Source organism: Stenotrophomonas sp. GD03654, assembly GCF_029845105.1.
In the GTDB taxonomy this organism is placed as follows: domain Bacteria; phylum Pseudomonadota; class Gammaproteobacteria; order Xanthomonadales; family Xanthomonadaceae; genus Stenotrophomonas; species Stenotrophomonas africana.
This window is the reverse complement of the sequence record NZ_JAOCLC010000025.1, coordinates 1-19,246: the sequence shown is the minus strand read 5'-3', so window position 1 is coordinate 19,246 and position 19,246 is coordinate 1. Positions and strand designations below refer to the sequence as shown.

Here is a 19,246-nt window from a genome sequence, read left to right as displayed (position 1 = left end):
CCGTCATGGGACACAATCCCAGCAGGAGAGCCGCCGCCATGACGACGTTCGCCGCATCGATCGACCAGACCCTGGAACGCGAACTGCCCGCCGCCGCCAGCGGGTGCCAGCACGCCTATGGCCGTATCGTGCTGGCCTGCCAGAACACGGTCACCGCCATCGCGCTGGCCATCACCCGCGACCGCCAGGCCAGCGAGGACATCGCCCAGGAGGCCTTCGTCAAGGGCTGGCAGCAGCTGCACCAGCTGCGCAGTTCGACCAGTTTCCTGCCTTGGCTGCGGCAGATCACCCGCAACCTGGCCCGCGACTGGCTACGTGCACAACGTGGCCGGCCGCTGACCGGCGAGGCGGCCGAGGTGGCGATGGGCATGGCCGCCGACCCGTCGCCGGGCGCGGCCGACCGCCTGCAGCGGGTGGAGGAAGAGATCGCCGCCGAGGACATCATTTCCGCCTTGCCCGCCGACAGCCGCGAAGTGCTGTTGCTGTACTACCGCGAAGGCCAGCGCTCGCAGCAGGTGGCCGACCTGCTTGGGCTCAGTGACGCCGCCGTGCGCAAGCGCCTGTCGCGTGCCCGCGCCCTGGTGCGCGACGGCCTGCTGCAGCGCTTCGGCGAGTTCGCGCGCAGCAGCGCACCCAGTGCCGCGTTCGCTACGGCGGTGGTTTCGATGGTACTGGTGGCCGCGCCCGGCACTGCCAGCGCAGCGATCCTGCTCGGCACCGGTGTCGGCGTGGGCGGCAGCAAGCTGGGCCTGGGCGGCGTCAGTGCCGCAGGCGGGGCAGCCATGGGTTCACTGACGGCCGCCGCCAGCCAGCTGCACCTGATTCCCGCCAGCGACTGGGCCACCGTTGCCGGCGGCGTCGTCGGCGGCATCATCGGCAGCTATCTGGGTGGCCGCTTCCTGCTGCGCTTCGCAGACACCCAGCAGGAACGAACAGCAGTGCGACGCTTCGTGCACCTCAATACGTTCACCGCGATGGTCGTCTGCACCAGCCTGCTGATCTCGCTGATGCTGCAGGTGCCATTCTGGCTGCAACTTGCGATTCTCGTCATCGGCCTGGGTACGGTGAACTACCAGTGCCTGGTGCCGCTGCAGCGCGTGATGGCACCCATGATCGCGCGCGATTCAGCGCGGCGCGGCCGCAGCGGAACCAACTGGAAATACGAATCCGTGTACGGGCGCACCGGCATCATCGGGGCGAACGTATTCGTGATCGGTCTGGTGGTATATGCGCTGATGCGCAACGGAAACGTGTAACGGACAACGCCGGCAGTCTGCCGGCGTTGTCGTCATTTCACCGCGTTGACCCTCAGCGCTGCGGCTGCGGCTTCGGCGCAGCGCCATCACGCGGACCGCCATGGCGCGGGCCACCGTGCATCGGGCCCTTGGCTGCGTCGAACTCGGCCTTGCTCAGCTGGCCGTCCTTGTTGGTGTCGGCGGCAGCGAACCAGGCATCACGACGCTGCTTCACACGCAGCTCGCGGTCAGCCTTGTCCAGGTAGCCGTCCTTGTTCAGATCAAGCTGGTCGAAGCGAGCTGCCAGGCGCGGGTCGGCCTTGGCTTCCTCGCGGCTGATGCGGCCGTCCTTGTTGACGTCCAGCTTGGCCCAGCGCTCACCGCCGTGGCCACGGCGGCCATGCTGCCAGCGAGGCAGTTCATCGCGCGAGAGCTTGCCATCCTTGTTCTTGTCCAGCTCGTCGAATTTCGCGGCCAGGCGCGGGTGGGCAGCGGCCTCGCTGCGGTCGATCACGCCGTCGCCGTTGGTGTCCAGCTTTGCCGGACGCTGCGCCGGCGTGGTCGAGGGGTCGGCGGCAAGCGCGATTCCGGAAGCAGAGGTGCCCAGCAGCAGGGCCAGCAACAGGGGGGTACGGATCATGGGGTCACTCCTGGGGATGGGAACAGCGTCGGGGTGATCACTTCACCCTCGGGAGACAACAACGCCCGGGCTCCAGATCGGTTGACGCCGCTGCCGGTTCCGTTCATCCGGCGGACAGTCGCCGCCACTGCGACAACCTGGGGCTATGCTGTGCCCATGGCGATTCATGGCGACAGAGACGACGAACTGCGGCTTTTCCAGACCGGCGAGCACCCCTGCGGGTACTGGTCGGACCGGGTGGCACGCGACCTGGTGCTGGATCCGCACGATCGTCGCCTTGGTGGCTTGTACCCGCTGGCACTGAGCTGGGGCTTCCGCCGCAGTGGCGATCTGGTCTACCGGCCGCACTGCGCGCACTGCCAGGCCTGCGTGGCGGTGCGCATCCCGGTGGCCCGCTTCGCCCCGGACCGCAGCCAGCGCCGCTGTGCCGCCCGCAATGACGACCTCGAGGTGCGGATCACCGCCGCCACCGCCCGGGACGACCTGTTCGCGCTGTATCACCGTTATCTCACCCACCGCCACGCCAACGGCGGCATGGACGACCATGGCCCGCACGAATTCGAGCAGTTCCTGATCGGCAGCTGGTCGCACACCCGCTTCATGGAAATGCGCCTGCCCGGCCACGACGGTCAGCCCAGCCAACTGCTGGGGGTGGCGGTGACCGACGTCACCGAGCACGGCCTGTCGGCGGTCTACACCTTCTTCGACCCGGACCACGCCGCACGTGGACTGGGCACCTTCGCGATCCTGCAGCAGATCGAATGGGCACGCCGCGAGGGGCTGCCGCACGTGTACCTGGGCTATTGGATCCGTGGCCACCAGAAGATGGACTACAAGCGTCGCTTCCATCCGCTGGAAGCCTACGATGGCCGCCGCTGGCACGATTTCGACAACGATCTGGACGGGCGCTGACAAACCGCTGACACCGGGCCGGGTGCACAATACGGCCCATGAACATGACCCGCCGCCCTCCCCTGATCCTCGCCCTGGCCCTGCTCTGCGGCGCCAGCGCCCCTGCCTTCGCCACGTCCCCCGCGATGACCGAAAAGCCGTCCGCTGCGCTGCGCCTGGCCACCTACAACACCTCGCTGTATTCCGACGACGCCGGTGGCCTGATCAAGGAACTGGAAGGTGACAGCGAGCACGCACGCAAGATCGCCGCGGTACTGCAGCAGGTGCGTCCGGATCTGGTGCTGTTGAACGAATTCGATTTCGACGACGCCCATCGCGCCGCCGACCTGTTCCAGAAGCGCTACCTGGAAGTGGCCCAGCCCGGCGGCGGCAAGCCGCGGCAACGATGCCTGGGGCTACGGCCTGCACCCGGGCCAGTACGGCATGCTGGTGCTGTCGCGCTACCCGATCGATGAAGCCAAGGTGCGCAGCTTCCAGCTGCTGAAGTGGAGCGCGATGCCCGGCGCGATCCGTCCGGTCGACCCGCGCACCGGCAAGAGCTTCTACAACGACCATGTGTGGTCGCAGCTGCGCCTGTCGTCGAAGTCGCATTGGGACGTGCCGGTGAAGACCCCGGGCGGCGTGGTCCACGCGCTGGTCTCGCACCCGACGCCACCGGTATTCGACGGCCCGGAAAAGCGCAACGCCGCACGCAACCACGACGAACTGCGCCTGTGGCAGGAGTACCTGTCCAAGGGTGACAAGCCGTGGCTGTGCGACGACAAGGGCCAGTGCGGTGGCCTGGCGCAGGACGCGCGCTTCGTGATCCTCGGCGACCTCAACAACGACCCGGTCGACGGCGATGGCCGCCATGAGGCGATCGTCGAGCTGATCGAGAACGCCCGCGTGCTGCGCTACCCCACCCCGCGCAGCGTCGGCGGCGAGCAGACCAGCCTGGCCTATGCGGCCAAGGGCATCGAGCGCAAGGGCGCACCGTTCCACGCCACTGGCGATTTCGGCCCGAAGTCCGGCACCATGCGCCTGGACTACGTACTGCCCTCGACCGGTTTCGAATACGTGGGCAGCGGCATCTTCTGGCCGGCCAATGAAAGCCCGGAAGCGAAAATCGCCGACGGCAGCGACCACCATCTTGTGTGGGTGGACGTGAAGCCGTAAGGCGTCTTTACAGAAGGCGGCGCCCCTTTGTTAGAGTCCAGCAACGGAACGGCAAGGAGAGCCCCACTTGAAGAAGAATCTGCTGATCATTGCCGGCGTTGCTGCGGTGATTGCGTTGCTGATGGCCATGCGCCAAAGATGGGTATTCACCCTGCTGCCCCTGGTGCTGATCGGCCTGATTCCGGCCGCAGTTGCCTGCTGGAAGGGCTACGCCGACCGCTTTGGTACCTGGTGGCTCTATGGTTCGACGCTGGGCATCGTGGCCATCATTCATGTGACCGTGCTGCCCTGGCGTAGACGCTAGTACCTGCCACGGCGATTGCAGAGCCGAGCCTGGACTCGGCTCTGCAAAAAGCAGATGCAGGCTTAAGGGCGCAGCTCGACGCCGATGGCGTCGGCGGCATCACGCGCGATGGCGCGTGCTTCGTCGATGGTTTCCGCGCGCGACAGGGTCACACCCACGCGGCGATGGCCGTGCACGCTCGGCTTGCCGAACAGGCGCACGGCGGTATCCGGCACCTGCAGGGCGGCGGCCACGTTGTTGAAGTACGGCACGCCTTCGCCGTGCGCCAGCAACGCACACGAGGCCGACGGGCCGCTCTGGCGGATCACCGGGATCGGCAGGCCGAGGATGGCGCGCGCATGCAGCGCGAACTCGCTCAGCTCCTGCGATACCAGCGTCACCAGGCCGGTGTCGTGCGGGCGCGGCGACACTTCGCTGAACCATACTTCGTCGCCCTTCACGAACAGCTCCACACCGAACAGGCCCCAGCCGCCGAGGTCGTCGGTGATCGCACGCGAGATCTCTTCGGCACGCGCCAACGCAGCACTCGACATCGGCTGCGGCTGCCAGCTTTCGCGGTAATCGCCATCCTTCTGCAGATGCCCGATCGGCGCGCAGAACGAGGTGCCGCCGGCATGGCGCACGGTCAGCAGGGTGATCTCGTAATCGAAATCGATGAAACCTTCGACGATGCAGCGGCCGGCACCGGCACGGCCACCGGTCTGCGCGTACTCCCACGCCGGTGCGATGTCTGCTTCGCTGCGCAGGGTGCTCTGGCCCTTGCCCGAGGACGACATCACCGGCTTGACCACGCACGGCAGGCCGATGGCGGCCACGGCAGCACGGTATTCGGCCTCGGTATCGACGAAGCGGTACGGCGAGGTCGGCAGGCCCAGGGTCTCGGCGGCCAGGCGGCGGATGCCTTCGCGGTCCATGGTCAGGCGCGCAGCGCGCGCGGTCGGGATCACCCGCAGGCCCTGCTCCTGTTCCAGCTGGACCAGGGTTTCGGTGTGGATGGCCTCGATCTCCGGCACCACCAGGTGCGGCTGCTCCTGGGCGATCAGCGCACGCAGCGCCATTGCATCGAGCATGTCGATCACATGCGAGCGGTGCGCGACCTGCATGGCCGGGGCATCGGCATAGCGGTCGGCGGCGATCACCTCCACGCCCAACCGCTGCAGCTCGATGGCCACCTCCTTGCCGAGTTCGCCCGAGCCCAGCAGCAGCACGCGGGTGGCGGAGGGGGACAACGGAGTTCCAAGCTTGGCCATGGCGGTTCCAGCAACGGTGTGAAGGCGGAGGGGCATTCTAGCTGGCCGGGCACCCCGGGCAGGGCGTCCGACGAACGGTAGTCAACAAGTGATATCACTTTGATATCTTCATTTCGAACCCTCAAGGACGTACCGCCATGAAAGAGAAGTCGCTGTCTTCCCTCAACGGCCTCGGCACGCTGGCCGGCGCCCTGCTCGTCGCCCTCGCTGGCGCCGCCCTGTTCGTACTGGGCGTGGCAGCCAAGGCCAGCGCCGGCTCGCCGAACCTCCTGCTGATGCTGCTGGGCGCCCTGCTGGTGGCGCTGGGCGTGTTCATCCTGGCCGGCCTGTACACCATCCAGCCCAACCAGGCGGCGGTGCTGAGCCTGTTCGGCAAGTACGTGGGCACCGTGAAGGACAACGGCCTGCGCTGGAACAACCCCTTCTTTGCCAAGCGCCGGGTCAGCCAGCGCGTGCGCAACTTCGAGAGCGGCAAGCTGAAGGTCAACGAGCTGGACGGCAGCCCGATCGAGATCGCCGCGGTGATCGTCTGGCAGGTGGTCGATGCCTCCGAGGCGGTCTACAACGTAGACGATTACGAGAGCTTCGTGCACATCCAGTCCGAATCGGCGTTGCGCGCGATGGCCACCAGCTACCCCTACGACCAGCACGAGGATGGCCAGCTGGCCCTGCGCAGCCACGCCAGCGAGATCTCCCAGCACCTGAAGAACGAGCTGGCCGAGCGCCTGGCCGATGCCGGTGTGCAGGTGATCGACGCGCGCATCAGCCACCTCGCCTACGCCGCCGAGATCGCCCAGGCGATGCTGCAGCGGCAGCAGGCCAACGCGGTGATCGCCGCGCGCACGCGCATCGTTGCCGGTGCGGTGGGCATGGTCGAGATGGCCCTGGCCGAACTGCAGAAGAACGGCGTGGTGCAGCTGGACGAGGAACGCAAGGCGCACATGGTCAGCAACCTGCTGACCGTGCTGTGCTCGGACCGCGGCACCCAGCCGATCGTCAACGCCGGCTCCCTGTACTGAACCACCCTCGCAACGGGGCGCCCCACCGCCCCGCCAGGAGTTTTCATGAGTGAGAAGAAAGCCTATCCGCTGCGCATCAATGCCGAGGTCCTGGCCGCGGCACAGCGCTGGGCTGACGACGAGCTGCGCAGCCTCAACGCACAGATCGAATACGTACTGCGCGACGCATTGCGCAAGGCAGGACGCCTGCCAAAACCCAAGCCATCGCCGGAGGACAAGGAATGAGCAAGCGCTGGAGCTACCAGACGATCGAGGTCAAGACGTCCATGATGGGCGTGCTGAAGCCTGAGGATGTCCAGGCCGAACTCAGCCGCCAGGGCCAACTGGGCTGGGAGCTGGTCAACATCATCATCCCGGCGCCGATGCGCCCGGTGATGCTGGTGTTCAAGAAGGAGGCCTGAGCCGTGGGCGGCAGTGACCCGAAACCGTTCGACGTGGCCGAGAGTTCGCCGTTACGCGTGCTGTGGGTCGTGCTGCCATTGCTGGCAGCCTCCGTCGCTTGCCTGTATGCACAACTGTACAAGGCGCCTGCCACGGCACCCTGGATCGAAGTAACGCTGTCGCCGCCCTGGTTCCGGATGGGCGGCAGTGCGGCATGGAGCCTGCTGGTGATCGCCCTGCTCGGCATCGGACTGGGCACAGCCTTCTTCCGCCGTCGGGTGGAACTGGCCGGCGACGTGCTGGACGTGCGCTCGACGATGTACCGACGGCGCGTGCCGGTGGCGCAACTGCGGCTGGACCAGGCCGAGGTGGTCGACCTGCAACGTGACCCTCGCTATGGCATCCGCTTCAAGACCAACGGTTATGCAATGCCGGGTTTCTATTCCGGCCACTTCCGCCTGCAGGGCGGCGGCAAGGGTTTCGCGCTGGTCACCGACCGCACGCGCGTTCTCGCCCTGCCGGTCAGCGATGGCAGCACGCTGCTGCTCAGTCTGGACCGGCCGCAGTCGCTGCTCGATGCACTACGCAAGGTGGCCGCACCGGCACCACGGCAGTAAGCTGAGGCGATGCAACGACGCCTGCCCCTGCTGATCAATACCGAGGCCATCGAACTGTGGCCTGCCCACCTGCTGCGCGCACGCAGCAACCTCGACGCACGCCTGTTGGCACGGGCGCGATGGGTGCTGCGACGCAAGCGCGATGGCCGCTATCTGGCGGCCGTACTCCCGCACGGCGTGCATTCGATGGTGCCGCGCCTGCCGCGAGAGCCCGGGGTCGAGGACGCACTGACACTGCTCGACGCCACGGCGGCGCGCCCGGTTGGCGCTGCGCTGGAAGAACAATGGCTTCCGCTGGCCGGGCTGCAGCAGCGCCTGCAGCAGCTCGGCCTGGACCCGCAGCGCTACGCCGACGACAGCGGCCTGCCGCTGGAGCCCGAACCGTGCCTGCTGCATTTTGCCGGCCGCGACCGCTTCGCCCGGCCGCTATGGCTGCGCCGTGGCGCCGCGCAGGGCTGGCGACGGATGCGACTGCACGCGGCACGCGATGGCATTGCGTTGGACGCGATCTCCGGCTTCCGCAGCCATGCCTACCAGCTGGGCATCTTTGAACGGAAACTGGCGCGCGGCCTGAGCGTGGCGGAGATCCTGAAGGTCAATGCCGCCCCGGGTTTCAGCGAACACCACAGCGGCCACGCGCTGGACATTGGCACCCCCGGCGATGCTCCCGCCGAAGAGACGTTCGAAGCCACCGACGCGTTCGCGTGGCTGCAGGCACATGCGGGCGGGCATGGCTTCCAGCTGAGCTACCCGCGCGACAATCCGCACGGCATCGTCTACGAACCCTGGCACTGGTGCTGGAAACCGGCCAACGGCTGAGCCCCTCGTTGCGAAAGCAATGCGAAATTCATGGAGCTGTCCGGACGGGTAGGCTGGGCAGGGGACGCCGTGAATCCGTCCCTGGAGGCTTAGCCGCGCCATCCATGGCGCGGATACCCCTGCCCAGCCTACCCGCCCGGCCTCTGACAGTTTCCGTGTGCGTCCGCCACGGAATGGAACAAGAGAGCAAAGACAAAAGCGGGTCGCTTCGCTCGAAGCCTCTACAACGAATCAGCGTGCAGCTGTTGGGTCCGCCTTCAAGCGAGCCGAGCACCGCAGGTCCGGCGAGGGCGAAGAGGTGCGGGTGTCTGAGCGCAGCGAGTTCCCGCACCGTCCCTCGGCGGACCGAGGAGCACAGGGTACCGATGCGCAGCATCGGCTCGCGGCCGGCGGCGCGTTTCTTTTGGTTACTTTTCTTTTCGCGCGAAAAGAAAAGTAACGCCCCTGAACGCTGCAGATCGCATCAGCATGGATTGAAGCGACAATGTCGACTCAGTTACCGCCTCAACGCATTGATCGCCAGCAACACCCATCCGGCCATCATGCTGGTGCCGCCGATCGGCGCCATCCGCGTCGGCCACTGCCACAGCGCGCCGCCCACCAGGCTGCCAGAGAACAACAGCACGCCCAGCAGCAGCACATACAGCGCCAGATGCGCGATCGCGCCCTGCGCGCGCGGGCCAAGCGCTACCAGCACCGCACCGTGTGCGAACGCGTACAGCGCCGCCATGTTCAGATGCTGCTGCGCCAGCGGGTCGGTCACACCGTGCGAGGCGTAGGCAGACAGGCCGATCGAGGCAGCGGCCAGCAATGCCCCCAGGCAGGCCAGCAGCGAAGGCTTACGTGCGCGACGTTCCAGATTGAACATGTGGGCTCCTTGCGCAGCGCCCCTTGCCGGGCGCCAGATCAAAAAAAACGCGCCGCAATGAGCGGCGCGTTTTCGTGTCCAACACTACATGGGTCAGCCGAGGCTTACTTGACGGCCCAGTAGATGTCGTAGGTACCTTCCGGAGTGAACGACTTGTCGATGCCGTCCTTCCAGGACTCGTACGGACGGTCGATGACTTCGTTGCCCGAGGTCACGGCCCAGGCGCGCAGGCCGTTGCGGGCCACGTCCAGACCCGCCATGTGGCCGGTGTAGGCCGCATGCGCCGAACGGTGCGGAGCCACGTGCACGTACTTGACCGGAGCGCCGCCGTCGATCTTGACGGTCAGCTCTTCAGCGGTGGCACCTTCAGCACCCTTCTTCTTCACCGGCTGGGCGATGTCGAAGGCGTACTTCTCCTGACCGAAGTCGGTGGTGATGATGCGGAACGGACCGGCGGCTTCAAGGCCATTGGCCTCCATCACGCGCTTGATCCACTCCTGGTTGTCCTTGATCGACTTGGTGATCGTGTCCTGACCGCGGTCCACGTTACCGGCGTTGACGACCAGCAGGTCTTCAGCCGGCACATCGACGATGGCCAGGTCGGTCAGCGGGGCTTCCGGGGTGCGGTAGTCGACGTTCGGGACGCTGGCCAGCATGTTGGCCATACGCGACAGACCCATCTTGATGTCGTCGCCGATCTGGCGGCTGACATACAGGCCGGCGTAACGACCGAACAGGTCGAAGCCGTACTTCACCGAGTAGTCCTGGGTGATCTTGACGTTGCGGCCACCCTTGCCAGTCGGCTCCAGGGTGAAGGTGCTGATCTTGTCGTGACCCTTGGTGGCGTCTTCGATGGCGATGGCAACACGCTTGTTCTCTTCGGCTTCGGTGATCTTCCAGGAACCGGTGCCCAGGTCCTTGGAAGTGAAGTCGAGGGTGGCACCGACGCCGGAGGCCGGGCCGGACAGCTTCAGTTCAACGGCGGGATCGCGCAGTACCAGCGGGTTCCAGTCCTTGAAGCGGCGCAGACTGCTGACCGTGTCGTACACGATCGTCATCTTGCGGTTGGTCTCGATGCTTTCGGTGATGTGACGCTCGCCCGGCAGACATACGCCAATGATGACGAACAGGCCAGCCACGATCCCCAAGGCGATCAGGAACTCGATAATACGGGTCATTCAGAGAGTCTCCGGGGCCGATCCCACGGCCGGGTTGATTGAAGCGAAGCGCCAATCCTAGCAGGCTTCGCGGGCATTGTTTATCGGGATTGGCGCACCGGTTTCCCTGCCGGCTGCGTATTTGTATGGACAAAGAATTCGAAGGGTAACGCATACGGCTACCGGCCAGTAGGGGGCAACCTCGGCCGCAACCTCTGACCCTCGCCCAAGTCTTTGTACCAGAACGATTTTTCTCAGACCAGCTGGAGTTCGAACGCCTTCAGTACGGCGCGCGTACGGTCGCGCACGCCCAGCTTGGAGAGGATGTTGGACACGTGGTTCTTGATGGTCCCTTCGGCGACACCCAGCGAATTGGCGATCTCCTTGTTGGAGAAGCCACTGGCCATCAGCCGCAGGATCTCGGTCTCACGGTCGGTCAGCGGGTCCGGACGGTCCAGGCTGACGAACTCGTTGCGCATGTGCTCCAGGCCGGACAGCAGGCGCTGGGTCACGGCCGGCTGCACCAGTGAGCCGCCGTCGGCCACGGTGCGGATGGCACCGACCAGCTGCGCCAGGGTCACGTCCTTGAGCAGATAGCCCTTGGCACCGGCCTTGAGCCCGGCCAGCACAAGCTGGTCGTCATCGAAGGTGGTGAGGATGATGGTCGGCGGCAGCTGCTCCTGGCGCGACAGCATCTGCAGCGCCTCCAGGCCGGACATCACCGGCATGCGCATGTCCATCAGGACCACGTCCGGACGCACCTGCGGTATCAGCTCGACCGCCTGCCGGCCATCGCCGGCCTCGGCCACCACCTCGATACCGTCGTCGAGCGCCAGCAGGGAGCGGATTCCCTGCCGCACCAGGGTTTGGTCGTCGACCAGGCAGACGCGAATCATCAACGCACTCCTTCAGGAACCTTGGTAAGGGCGGCCACCAGCACCGTTGCCGGCACCGTCGCCCGCAGCCGGAAGCCTTCGCCGGGACGGGTCTCGATCTGCAGCTGGCCACCACATTGTTGCAGGCGCTCGCGCATGCCGCGCAAGCCATTGCCCACATTGACCATATCCGCGCCGACGCCGTCGTCGCGGGCCTCGACCACCACCCGGTCGGGGGCTTCACGGTACACCTTGATCCACAGGTGGCGCGCACCGGCGTGGCGTACTGCGTTGGTGATGATTTCCTGGGTGCAGCGCAGCAGCACGTGGGCCCGCTGCGGATCCTCCACGTTCAGCGGATCCTCGATCTCCAGCTGGATGTCCAGCGAGGGCACGTTCTCGGTCAACGGGCGCAGGGCCGCAGCCAGATCGATGGCACCGGTCTCGCGCAGCTGGCTGACGACCTCGCGCACATTGCCCAGCAGCAGCTTGGCCAACGCGTGGGATCGCTTCACATGCTCCAACGCCTGGCCCTCGGCCAGATGCCCGGCCACTTCCAGGTTCAGGGTCAGCGCGGTCAGCTGATGGCCCAGCAGATCATGCAGCTCGCGCGAGATACGGGTGCGCTCGTTGACCCGGGCGCTCTCGGCCAGCAGGGCGCGGGTGGCGCGCAGTTCCGAATTGAGCCGGCGCTGCTCATCGCGGGCCTCGGTCTGCTGGCGGGCGACCAGGCTGGTCACGAAGATGAACATGGAGAAGCCGCCATACAGCAGCGACTGCATCACCGCTTCGAACAGCGGGAAGCGCAGCAGCATGTAGTAGACCGGCGCCACCGCCAGCTGGCTGACCAGCAGCCACAGTACGCCCAGCCGTACCGACAGCATCCACGGGATGACTCCGGCGGCGACCATCATCAGGATGCTGCCCAGGCCCGAGCCGCTCAGGAAACTGACCCCCAGCGCAGAGATCGTCAGCAGCAGCAACAGGCCACGGTCCAGCCAGCTGGTGTGGCTGTCGCTGCGCAGGATGCGGGTCAGCCAGTAATAGGCGGTGCCGAAGGACAGGTAGGCGACGAACAGCAGGATCGCCCAGCCGCCCATGTCGTTGCGGCTGTGCAGGTTCTCGAACTGCGAGTATGCCAACGGCAGGCCGACCATGACCCAGGTGAACAGGCCGGCCAGGCGGAGGACACGGGTATGGCTGAGGACTCCCAACATGCCAGCACTCTACGGGCCGCGCCTGCGTACCGCACCCCACGGAAGTCATGCCTGCCCGGTCGCCTGTTCATGCCGCAGCCCACCCCGGGCATGCAATAATCGTGCGCAGGGTCCCTTGATGGACCAACCGCGTTACCCCACGGAGTCACAATGTCGATTGTCATCCGCGACGTGCGCGAGCACGAGCTCGATTCCGTCCTGGCTTTGAACAACAACGCTGGCCTGGCCATCCTTCCCCTGGATGCGGCCCGTCTGCGCCTGTTCTACGAAACCGCTGAGTATTTCCGCGTCGCCGAGCGCGACGGCAACCTGGCCGGATTCCTGATCGGCTTCGGCAGCGACAGCCAGCACGACAGCAGCAATTTCGCCTGGTTCAAGCAGCAGCTGGACACCCCGTTCTTCTACATCGACCGCATCGTGGTCGCCAGTCGCCGTCGCGGCGGTGGCGTCGGCCGTGCGTTCTATGCCGACGCGCAGAGCTTCGCCGAGCTGCGCTACCCGCAGATGACCTGCGAGGTCTTCCTCGACCATGGCGCCGATGCCGCCCTGCTCTTCCACGGCAGCTTCGGCTTCCGCGAGCTGGGCCAGAACACCATGGCCCAGGTCGATGTGCGCGCCAGCATGCTGGCCAAGGAACTGTGCAGCTACCCATGGGTCCAGGAGACCTACGGCGGCAAGCTGCCGGATGTGGCATGGACACGTGCCCGGCAGCTGCCGGCGCAGGCACAGCGGCCGACGGGGACCTGAGCGTGGCGGTGAATTTCGATTACGAACAGGCCGGTGAACTGAAGATCGGCCAGGTGGGCATCGCCAACCTGCGCATCCGTACCCTCGATGTCGAGCGCCTCGTGCAGGAAATGCGCGAGCGCGTCACCCGTGCACCGAAGCTGTTCGGCCGCGCTGCGGTGATCCTCGACTTCGGCGGCCTGAGCCAGGTGCCGGACGTGGCCACCGCGCAGGCGCTGGTTGATGGCCTGCGCAACGCCGGTGTGTTGCCGGTGGCACTGGCCTACGGCACCAGTGCGGTCGACCTGCTCTCGCAGCAGCTCGGCCTGCCTTTGCTGGCCAAGTTCCGTGCGCAGTACGAGCGTGCGGAGGCCGAACCGGCCCCGCCGCCGCCCGCGCCGGAACCGCGCCGCGCGGTGCGTGCCGAGCCGAAGCCGGCGCCCGCCACGCCGGTGGCCAAGGCGGCCGACGCCGCTGCACCGCAGCCGGGCCGCATGCAGCTGGGCAACGTGCGTTCGGGCCAGCAGCTGTACGCTGAGAACTGCGACCTGACCGTGATGGCCACCGTCGGCGCCGGCGCCGAGGTCATCGCCGATGGCAGCATCCATATCTACGGCACCCTGCGCGGCCGCGCGCTGGCAGGGGCCCAGGGCAACACCGCGGCACGCATCTTCTGTCGTGATTTCCATGCGGAACTGGTCGCCATTGCTGGCCACTACAAGGTACTGGACGATGTCCCGGACTCCCTGCGCGGCAAGGCCGTTCAGGTGTGGCTGGAACAGGACCAGATCAAGATCGCTGCGCTGGACTGACGCAGCACCCAAACAGAATCATCAGGAGAAGTCCTTTGGCTGAAATCATCGTAGTCACCTCCGGCAAGGGCGGCGTCGGCAAGACCACTTCCAGCGCGAGCCTGGCCTGCGGCCTGGCACGGCGCGGCAAGAAGGTTGCGGTGATCGACTTCGACGTCGGCCTGCGCAACCTCGATCTGATCATGGGCTGCGAACGCCGTGTGGTGTACGACTTCGTCAACGTCGTGCACGGCGAAGCGACCCTCAAGCAGGCCCTGATCAAGGACAAGCGCTTCGAGAACCTGTACGTGCTGGCCGCCTCGCAGACCCGCGACAAGGACGCACTGACCCAGGAAGGCGTGGGCAAGGTCCTGAAGGATCTGGCCGCCGACGGCTTCGATTACATCATCTGCGACTCACCGGCCGGCATCGAGAAGGGCGCCTTCCTGGCGATGTACTTCGCCGACCGCGCCGTGGTGGTGGTGAACCCGGAAGTGTCGTCGGTGCGCGACTCGGACCGCATCATCGGCCTGCTCGATTCGAAGACCCACAAGGCCGAGTCCGGCCAGGACGTGCCGGCCTTCCTGCTGCTGACCCGCTACACCCCGGTGCGCGTGGAAAGCGGTGAGATGCTCAGCATCGCCGACGTCGAGGAAGTGCTCGGCCTGAAGGCGATCGGCGTGATCCCCGAGTCGGGTGACGTGCTCAACGCCTCCAACAAGGGCGAGCCGGTCATCCTGGATGTCGAGTCCGCTGCCGGCCAGGCCTACGACGACGCCGTCGCGCGCATCCTCGGCGAAGAACGCCCGATGCGCTTCACCAACGTCGAGAAGAAGGGCTTCTTCAGCAAGCTGTTCGGAGGGTAAGCATGGGCCTGTTTGATTTCCTCAAAGCGAAGAAGACCACCGCCGAAACCGCCAAGAACCGCCTGCAGATCATCATCGCGCAGGAACGCAGCAACCGCGGCGGCCCCGATTACCTGCCGCTGCTGCAGCGCGAGCTGCTGGAAGTGATCAAGAAGTACGTGAACATCGACGTCGATGCAGTGAAGGTCGACCTGGTGAAGGATGGCCAGCACGATGTGCTGGACATCTCCGTGGCGCTGCCTGAAGGCCCGGACAAACCCTGATCTCCTGCCCCGCCCGTGCCTGCATGGGCGGGGCTGCCCGACCCGCATGACCGATACGACAACCGCCGTGGACATCACCTGCGTGGGCGATATCGCCTTCGCCGATGCGCAGTGCCTGCTCGCCGCGCATGGCCTGCGGCTGCACCACGTGGCGGCCGGTGAACCGATTCCCGGCAGCTACTGGGGCGAACCCGAGGCCGGCATCATCGCCAGCAACGTCTACGTGCGCGATGACACGCCGGTGCACTCGATGCTGCACGAAGCCTGCCACCTGATCGTGCTGCCGCCGGAGCGACGTGCGCAGGTGCACACCGACGCCACCGACTCGGTTGCCGAGGAAGATGCCACCTGCTACCTGCAGATCGTGCTGGCCGGGCAGCTGCCTGGTGTCGGCAGTGCGCGTTTGATGGCCGACATGGATGCCTGGGGGTATACGTATCGGCTGGGGTCTACCCAGGCGTGGTTCGAACAGGACGCCGAAGACGCGAAGGCGTGGCTGATCGAACGCGGATTGCCGGTGGCGTAAAGCGCACACGCGTGGCGTGGATCTACTGTAGAGCCGAGCCCATGCTCGGCTGCTTTTGTATTCGTGCAGGTGACGACGAAGAGCAGCCGAGCATGGGCTCGGCCCTACAGGATCATCCCTGCCCGGCCAGCGCGCGCAGGGTGATACCGACGATATAGGCCAGGTACGTGCCGGTGGCATAGCCCATCGTGCCCAGCAGCACGCCCACCGGCGCCAGGGCCGGATGGAACGCCGCGGCCACCACCGGTGCCGAAGCCGGGCCACCGATGTTCGACTGCGAACCGATGGCGAAGTAGAAGAACGGCACCTTCAGCAGCTTGCCCAGGCACCACAGCAGCGCGATGTGCACGGCGATCCAGATCAGGCCGAGCAGGAACAGCCATGGGCGATCCAGCAACGCCAGCAGATCCATCTGCATGCCGATGCAGGCAATCAGGAAATACAGCAGCAGCGAGCCCAGCCGCGATGCGCCCGCGCCTTCGAGATTGCGTGCACGGGTGAAGCTCAGGCTCAGGCCCAGCGTGGTCGACAGCACCACCACCCACACAAACGGCGCATCCAGGCTGAACTGCGAGGCCCAGCCGACATTGGCCTTGAACCACGCTGCCAGCGGTGCACCGATCGCATGCGCCAGACCAACACCGCCGAAGGCGACCGCCACAATCAGCATCAGGTCGGTCAGGCTGGGAATACGCTCGTGCTCGGCCTGGAATCGCGCGATGCGCTCCTTCAGTTCATCAATGGCCGAGGTATCAGCGCCACTGCGTGCATCGATCTTCGCCGCACGTCCTGCCAGGAAGATCAGCGCGGCCATCCACACATAGCCCACGCCGACATCGACCACCGCGAACTGACCGAAGGTGGTCGCATTGACGTCGAACACTTCGCGCATCGCCAGCATGTTGGCGCCACCGCCGATCCAGCTGCCGGCCAGTGCGGCCATGCCGGCCCAGGTGTCACCGGCCACGGTGTCGGGATGGATCGCGCGCATCACCAGGAACGCCACCACCGCACCGAGCATGATGCTGGCCGAAGCGCCCAGATACATCAGCACCAGCTTCGGGCCGAGCCGCAGGATGCCCTTGATGTCCACTGCCAGGGTCAGCAGGATCAGCGCCGCCGGCAGCAGGATGTCGCGCGCGATCGGGTTGTAGAGCTTGGTGTTCTGCCCGTCGATGAGGCCGACGGTGTTGTAGATGCCGGGAATCAGGTAGCACAGCAGCAGCGCTGGGACGAAGGTATAGAAGCGCTTCCACAGGCCCTGCTCGCGCGAGGCGGTCCAGAACACGGCGCCAAGCGTGGCGGCGATCAAACCGAAGACGACGATGTCGTTCTGGATCATGCAGGTGCTCGTGTAGAGCCGAGCCATGCTCGGCTGCTGTTGGTGGAAGGTGTGCCGACCAACGGTCGGCACCCACCGGCGGAGACAAAAGCGCCGCCCCGGAGGGCGGCGCTGCAGTCATCAGTTGCCGATGTGCTGCTTCAGCCAGGCGTTGACGGTGTCATGCCACAGGATGCTGTTGTTCGGCTTCAGCACCCAGTGGTTTTCATCCGGGAAGTACAGGAACTTCGATTCGATGCCCTGGCGCTGGGCAGCGGTGAACGCGGCCAGGCCCTGTTCGACCGGAATGCGGAAGTCCTGCTGGCCATGGATGACCAGGATCGGCTTCTTCCAGTCGGCGACGTGGTTGACCGGGTTGAACTTCTCGTAGTTCGCAGCCTTCTGGTACGGGGTACCGCCCTGCTCCCACTCGGTGAACCACAGTTCTTCGGTGGCGTAGCCCATCATGCGCTGGTCGAACACGCCGTCATGGTTGACCAGGCACTTGAACGGGCTGTTCCAGTTGCCGGCGATCCAGTTGACCATGAAGCCGCCGTAGCTGGCGCCCAGCGCACAGGCCTTGTCACCGTTGAGGAAGGAGTACTTCTTCAGCGCTGCGTCCCAGCCCTTCTGCAGGTCTTCCAGCGGGCGGTCGCCCCAGTGCTGGCTGATCGCATCGGTGAACGCCTGGCCGTAGCCGGTGGAGCCGTGGAAGTCGATCATCACCACGGCGTAGCCCTGGCCCGCATAGGTCTGCGGGTTCCAGCGATAGCTCCAGCCATTGCCGAAGCTGCCCTGCGGGCCGCCGTGGATCAGGAACGCGACCGGGTACGACTTGCCTTCCTGGTAGTTGTGCGGCTTGACCACGTAGCCACGCACGGTGTCGTTGTTCCAGCCCTTGAACTCGAACTGTTCGAAGTCGCCGAAGTTGACGTCCTTCAGCACGTCACCGGCGGCCGGGGTCAGCGCGCGCAGTTCGCCGATGGCTTCGCCCGCAGCCGGCAGCAGGCCGACCAGCACCTGGTCGTTGCTCTTCAGGCTGTTGCGGGTGATGGCCACGCTGTTGCCGGCCACATCGACCGAGGTCACGCTGCCGTCGCCGATCAGCTTGGTGGCCTTGCCGCTGGCAACGTCGATCTGGAACAGCGGGTGTTCGCCGAGGTCATCGGCAGTGGTGTAGATGCTGGCGCCGTCGGCGGACAGGGTGATGCCGCCGGCCGAACGATCCCACTGCGGGGCAATCTCACGGGTCTTGCCGCTGGCAACGTCCATCGCCATCAGGCCGAAGCGGTCAGCCTCGAAGCCCGGGCGCTTCATCGCGCGGTAGAACAGGGTCTTGCCGTCGGCACTGAACACCGGGCCGGCATCCCAGGCCGGGTTGGAGGCGGTCAGGTTGACCGGCGCCTGCTTGCCCGCAGCGTCGAAGCGGTACAGGTCGAAGTTGGTCGACCACGGCTCCTGCTTGCCGGCCACGCGGATGCTGGCGACCACGCTGGCGCCATCCGGCGACCATGCGAAATCATCATTGCCGCCGAACGGCTTGGACGGTGCATCGCCATCGATGGTCGCGCTCAGTGCAGAAGCGCCCTTGACCGCACCGGCCTTGGCCGCCGGCAGCGGGGCGACGAACAGGGTGTTGCGACGGCCGTCGTTCCAGGTATCCCAGTGGCGCACGAACAGCGAATCGAAGACCTTGCCGCTGGCCTTGGCGCCGGCAACGTCCTTCAGCTTCTTCTCGGTGCAGGCCAGGTCCGAGGCACAGGCCTGGAACACGCCGGCACTGAACAGCACACGGTCGTCCTGCGGCGACACGTGGTAGCTGTCCACGTCCACCGGGAAATCGGTCAGCTGGCGCGGGGTGCCGCCGCTGATCGGCTGCGCGTACAGCTGCTGGCTGCCGTTCTTGGCGCTGAGGAAGTACACGGTCTGACCATCGGCCGACAGCGAAGCAGAATTGACGTTCCAGCCGGCCGGGGTGATCTGCTTCGGCGGGGCCGCATCGCGGGTACGCAGGTTGCGCGCGAACAGCGCGGTGGAGGCCTTCAGGTTGGCGTCCACGCTGCGCTTGGCGAACACCACGGTGCCGCCGTCAGCGGTCAGCACCGGTGCGGAGACGCGGTCCATGGCCACCATGTCGCGGACTTCCAGGCCACGGGCAGCAGCAACGCTGGGCAGGGCGGCCAGCAGGCTCAGTGGCAGCAGGGCATGACGCAGTTTCATCGGGGTCTCCGCAGGACGGCAAAAAACCGATGGTAGGCCCGTGCGGCCGGGGCTGCCAAGGCCATCGGTCATGGCCGCCGGTGG

At 66.1% G+C, this 19,246-nt stretch carries 21 protein-coding genes and 1 pseudogene; 14 read left to right on the top strand and 8 right to left on the bottom strand.

The features are described 5' to 3' along the window. Window positions 1-38: 38 nt before the first annotated feature. Window positions 39-1,256 (top strand): sigma-70 family RNA polymerase sigma factor, encoded by a 1,218-nt coding sequence (locus N5J73_RS11155; protein WP_049447047.1) that lies wholly within the window; start codon window positions 39-41, stop codon window positions 1,254-1,256. Window positions 1,257-1,308: 52 nt separating this feature from the next. Here the strand turns inward: N5J73_RS11155 and N5J73_RS11150 are convergent, their stop codons facing one another. Further along, on the bottom strand, window positions 1,309-1,875 hold the full coding sequence (locus N5J73_RS11150) for an EF-hand domain-containing protein (protein ID WP_049447049.1): 567 nt from the start codon (window positions 1,873-1,875) through the stop codon (window positions 1,309-1,311). A gap of 156 nt (window positions 1,876-2,031) precedes the next feature. Between N5J73_RS11150 and N5J73_RS11145 the strand changes: the two genes are divergently transcribed. From N5J73_RS11145 to N5J73_RS11135, 3 genes and pseudogenes are all read left to right on the top strand, one after another. Next, window positions 2,032-2,787: an arginyltransferase gene (locus N5J73_RS11145; protein WP_049447050.1), complete on the top strand. Its 756-nt coding sequence runs from the start codon at window positions 2,032-2,034 to the stop codon at window positions 2,785-2,787. A 38-nt stretch (window positions 2,788-2,825) separates the two neighbouring features. Then, window positions 2,826-3,942 (top strand): annotated as a pseudogene (locus N5J73_RS11140) (endonuclease/exonuclease/phosphatase family protein). Window positions 3,943-4,009: 67 nt separating this feature from the next. After that, on the top strand, window positions 4,010-4,246 hold the full coding sequence (locus N5J73_RS11135) for a hypothetical protein (protein WP_049447054.1): 237 nt from the start codon (window positions 4,010-4,012) through the stop codon (window positions 4,244-4,246). A gap of 62 nt (window positions 4,247-4,308) precedes the next feature. Here the strand turns inward: N5J73_RS11135 and purT are convergent, their stop codons facing one another. Beyond that, complete coding sequence (gene purT / locus N5J73_RS11130; RefSeq protein WP_049447055.1) at window positions 4,309-5,496, bottom strand: formate-dependent phosphoribosylglycinamide formyltransferase; 1,188 nt, start codon at window positions 5,494-5,496, stop codon at window positions 4,309-4,311. A gap of 137 nt (window positions 5,497-5,633) precedes the next feature. Between purT and N5J73_RS11125 the strand changes: the two genes are divergently transcribed. The 5 genes from N5J73_RS11125 to N5J73_RS11105 are packed head-to-tail and all read left to right on the top strand — an operon-like array spanning window position 5,634 to window position 8,332. Further along, the gene (locus tag N5J73_RS11125) at window positions 5,634-6,515 is read left to right on the top strand and encodes an SPFH domain-containing protein (RefSeq protein WP_024956284.1); all 882 of its coding nucleotides are present in this window, start codon (window positions 5,634-5,636) and stop codon (window positions 6,513-6,515) included. Between the two features lie 45 nt (window positions 6,516-6,560). Then, window positions 6,561-6,740: a hypothetical protein gene (locus tag N5J73_RS11120; protein WP_005412615.1), complete on the top strand. Its 180-nt coding sequence runs from the start codon at window positions 6,561-6,563 to the stop codon at window positions 6,738-6,740. Continuing rightward, window positions 6,737-6,916 carry a DUF4177 domain-containing protein gene (locus N5J73_RS11115; RefSeq protein WP_049447058.1) on the top strand — a complete coding sequence of 60 codons (180 nt, stop codon included), beginning with the start codon at window positions 6,737-6,739 and terminating at the stop codon, window positions 6,914-6,916. The genes N5J73_RS11120 and N5J73_RS11115 overlap by 4 nt, the downstream gene beginning before the upstream one ends. A 3-nt stretch (window positions 6,917-6,919) precedes the next feature. Then, entirely contained in the window at window positions 6,920-7,513 is a 594-nt protein-coding gene (locus N5J73_RS11110; RefSeq protein ID WP_049447059.1) for a PH domain-containing protein, read from the top strand. A 9-nt stretch (window positions 7,514-7,522) separates the two neighbouring features. Then, window positions 7,523-8,332: a M15 family metallopeptidase gene (locus N5J73_RS11105; RefSeq protein WP_049447062.1), complete on the top strand. Its 810-nt coding sequence runs from the start codon at window positions 7,523-7,525 to the stop codon at window positions 8,330-8,332. 496 nt (window positions 8,333-8,828) lie between these two features. Here N5J73_RS11105 and N5J73_RS11100 read toward each other — a convergent pair whose 3' ends face one another. From N5J73_RS11100 to N5J73_RS11085, 4 genes are all read right to left on the bottom strand, one after another. After that, entirely contained in the window at window positions 8,829-9,200 is a 372-nt protein-coding gene (locus N5J73_RS11100; RefSeq protein WP_049445939.1) for a DUF423 domain-containing protein, read from the bottom strand. 104 nt (window positions 9,201-9,304) lie between these two features. After that, window positions 9,305-10,378, bottom strand: a complete 1,074-nt coding sequence (locus tag N5J73_RS11095) for an SRPBCC family protein (RefSeq protein WP_049445941.1) — start codon at window positions 10,376-10,378, stop codon at window positions 9,305-9,307. A 233-nt stretch (window positions 10,379-10,611) separates the two neighbouring features. Further along, a complete protein-coding gene (locus N5J73_RS11090) occupies window positions 10,612-11,253 on the bottom strand; it encodes a response regulator transcription factor (RefSeq protein WP_049445942.1) in 642 nt (213 codons plus the stop codon). Continuing rightward, window positions 11,253-12,449 carry a sensor histidine kinase gene (locus N5J73_RS11085; RefSeq protein ID WP_049445944.1) on the bottom strand — a complete coding sequence of 399 codons (1,197 nt, stop codon included), beginning with the start codon at window positions 12,447-12,449 and terminating at the stop codon, window positions 11,253-11,255. The genes N5J73_RS11090 and N5J73_RS11085 overlap by 1 nt, the downstream gene beginning before the upstream one ends. A 150-nt stretch (window positions 12,450-12,599) precedes the next feature. Here N5J73_RS11085 and N5J73_RS11080 point away from each other — a divergent pair, with 150 nt between their 5' ends. The 5 genes from N5J73_RS11080 to N5J73_RS11060 are packed head-to-tail and all read left to right on the top strand — an operon-like array spanning window position 12,600 to window position 15,621. Continuing rightward, a complete protein-coding gene (locus N5J73_RS11080) occupies window positions 12,600-13,196 on the top strand; it encodes a GNAT family N-acetyltransferase (RefSeq protein WP_005408535.1) in 597 nt (198 codons plus the stop codon). Beyond that, window positions 13,142-13,987, top strand: a complete 846-nt coding sequence (gene minC, locus N5J73_RS11075) for a septum site-determining protein MinC (RefSeq protein ID WP_049445946.1) — start codon at window positions 13,142-13,144, stop codon at window positions 13,985-13,987. Before N5J73_RS11080 ends, minC begins: the two co-directional genes overlap by 55 nt. A gap of 35 nt (window positions 13,988-14,022) precedes the next feature. Further along, complete coding sequence (minD, locus tag N5J73_RS11070) at window positions 14,023-14,832, top strand: septum site-determining protein MinD (protein WP_049445948.1); 810 nt, start codon at window positions 14,023-14,025, stop codon at window positions 14,830-14,832. A 2-nt stretch (window positions 14,833-14,834) separates the two neighbouring features. Beyond that, a complete protein-coding gene (gene minE, locus N5J73_RS11065; protein WP_004148073.1) occupies window positions 14,835-15,095 on the top strand; it encodes a cell division topological specificity factor MinE in 261 nt (86 codons plus the stop codon). Window positions 15,096-15,141: 46 nt separating this feature from the next. Then, window positions 15,142-15,621 carry a hypothetical protein gene (locus tag N5J73_RS11060; RefSeq protein WP_005412610.1) on the top strand — a complete coding sequence of 160 codons (480 nt, stop codon included), beginning with the start codon at window positions 15,142-15,144 and terminating at the stop codon, window positions 15,619-15,621. Window positions 15,622-15,733: 112 nt separating this feature from the next. Here N5J73_RS11060 and N5J73_RS11055 read toward each other — a convergent pair whose 3' ends face one another. After that, window positions 15,734-16,963, bottom strand: a complete 1,230-nt coding sequence (locus N5J73_RS11055; RefSeq protein WP_049445949.1) for a DUF819 family protein — start codon at window positions 16,961-16,963, stop codon at window positions 15,734-15,736. A 120-nt stretch (window positions 16,964-17,083) separates the two neighbouring features. Continuing rightward, window positions 17,084-19,162: a S9 family peptidase gene (locus tag N5J73_RS11050; RefSeq protein WP_049445950.1), complete on the bottom strand. Its 2,079-nt coding sequence runs from the start codon at window positions 19,160-19,162 to the stop codon at window positions 17,084-17,086. Between the last annotated feature and the right edge of the window lie 84 nt (window positions 19,163-19,246).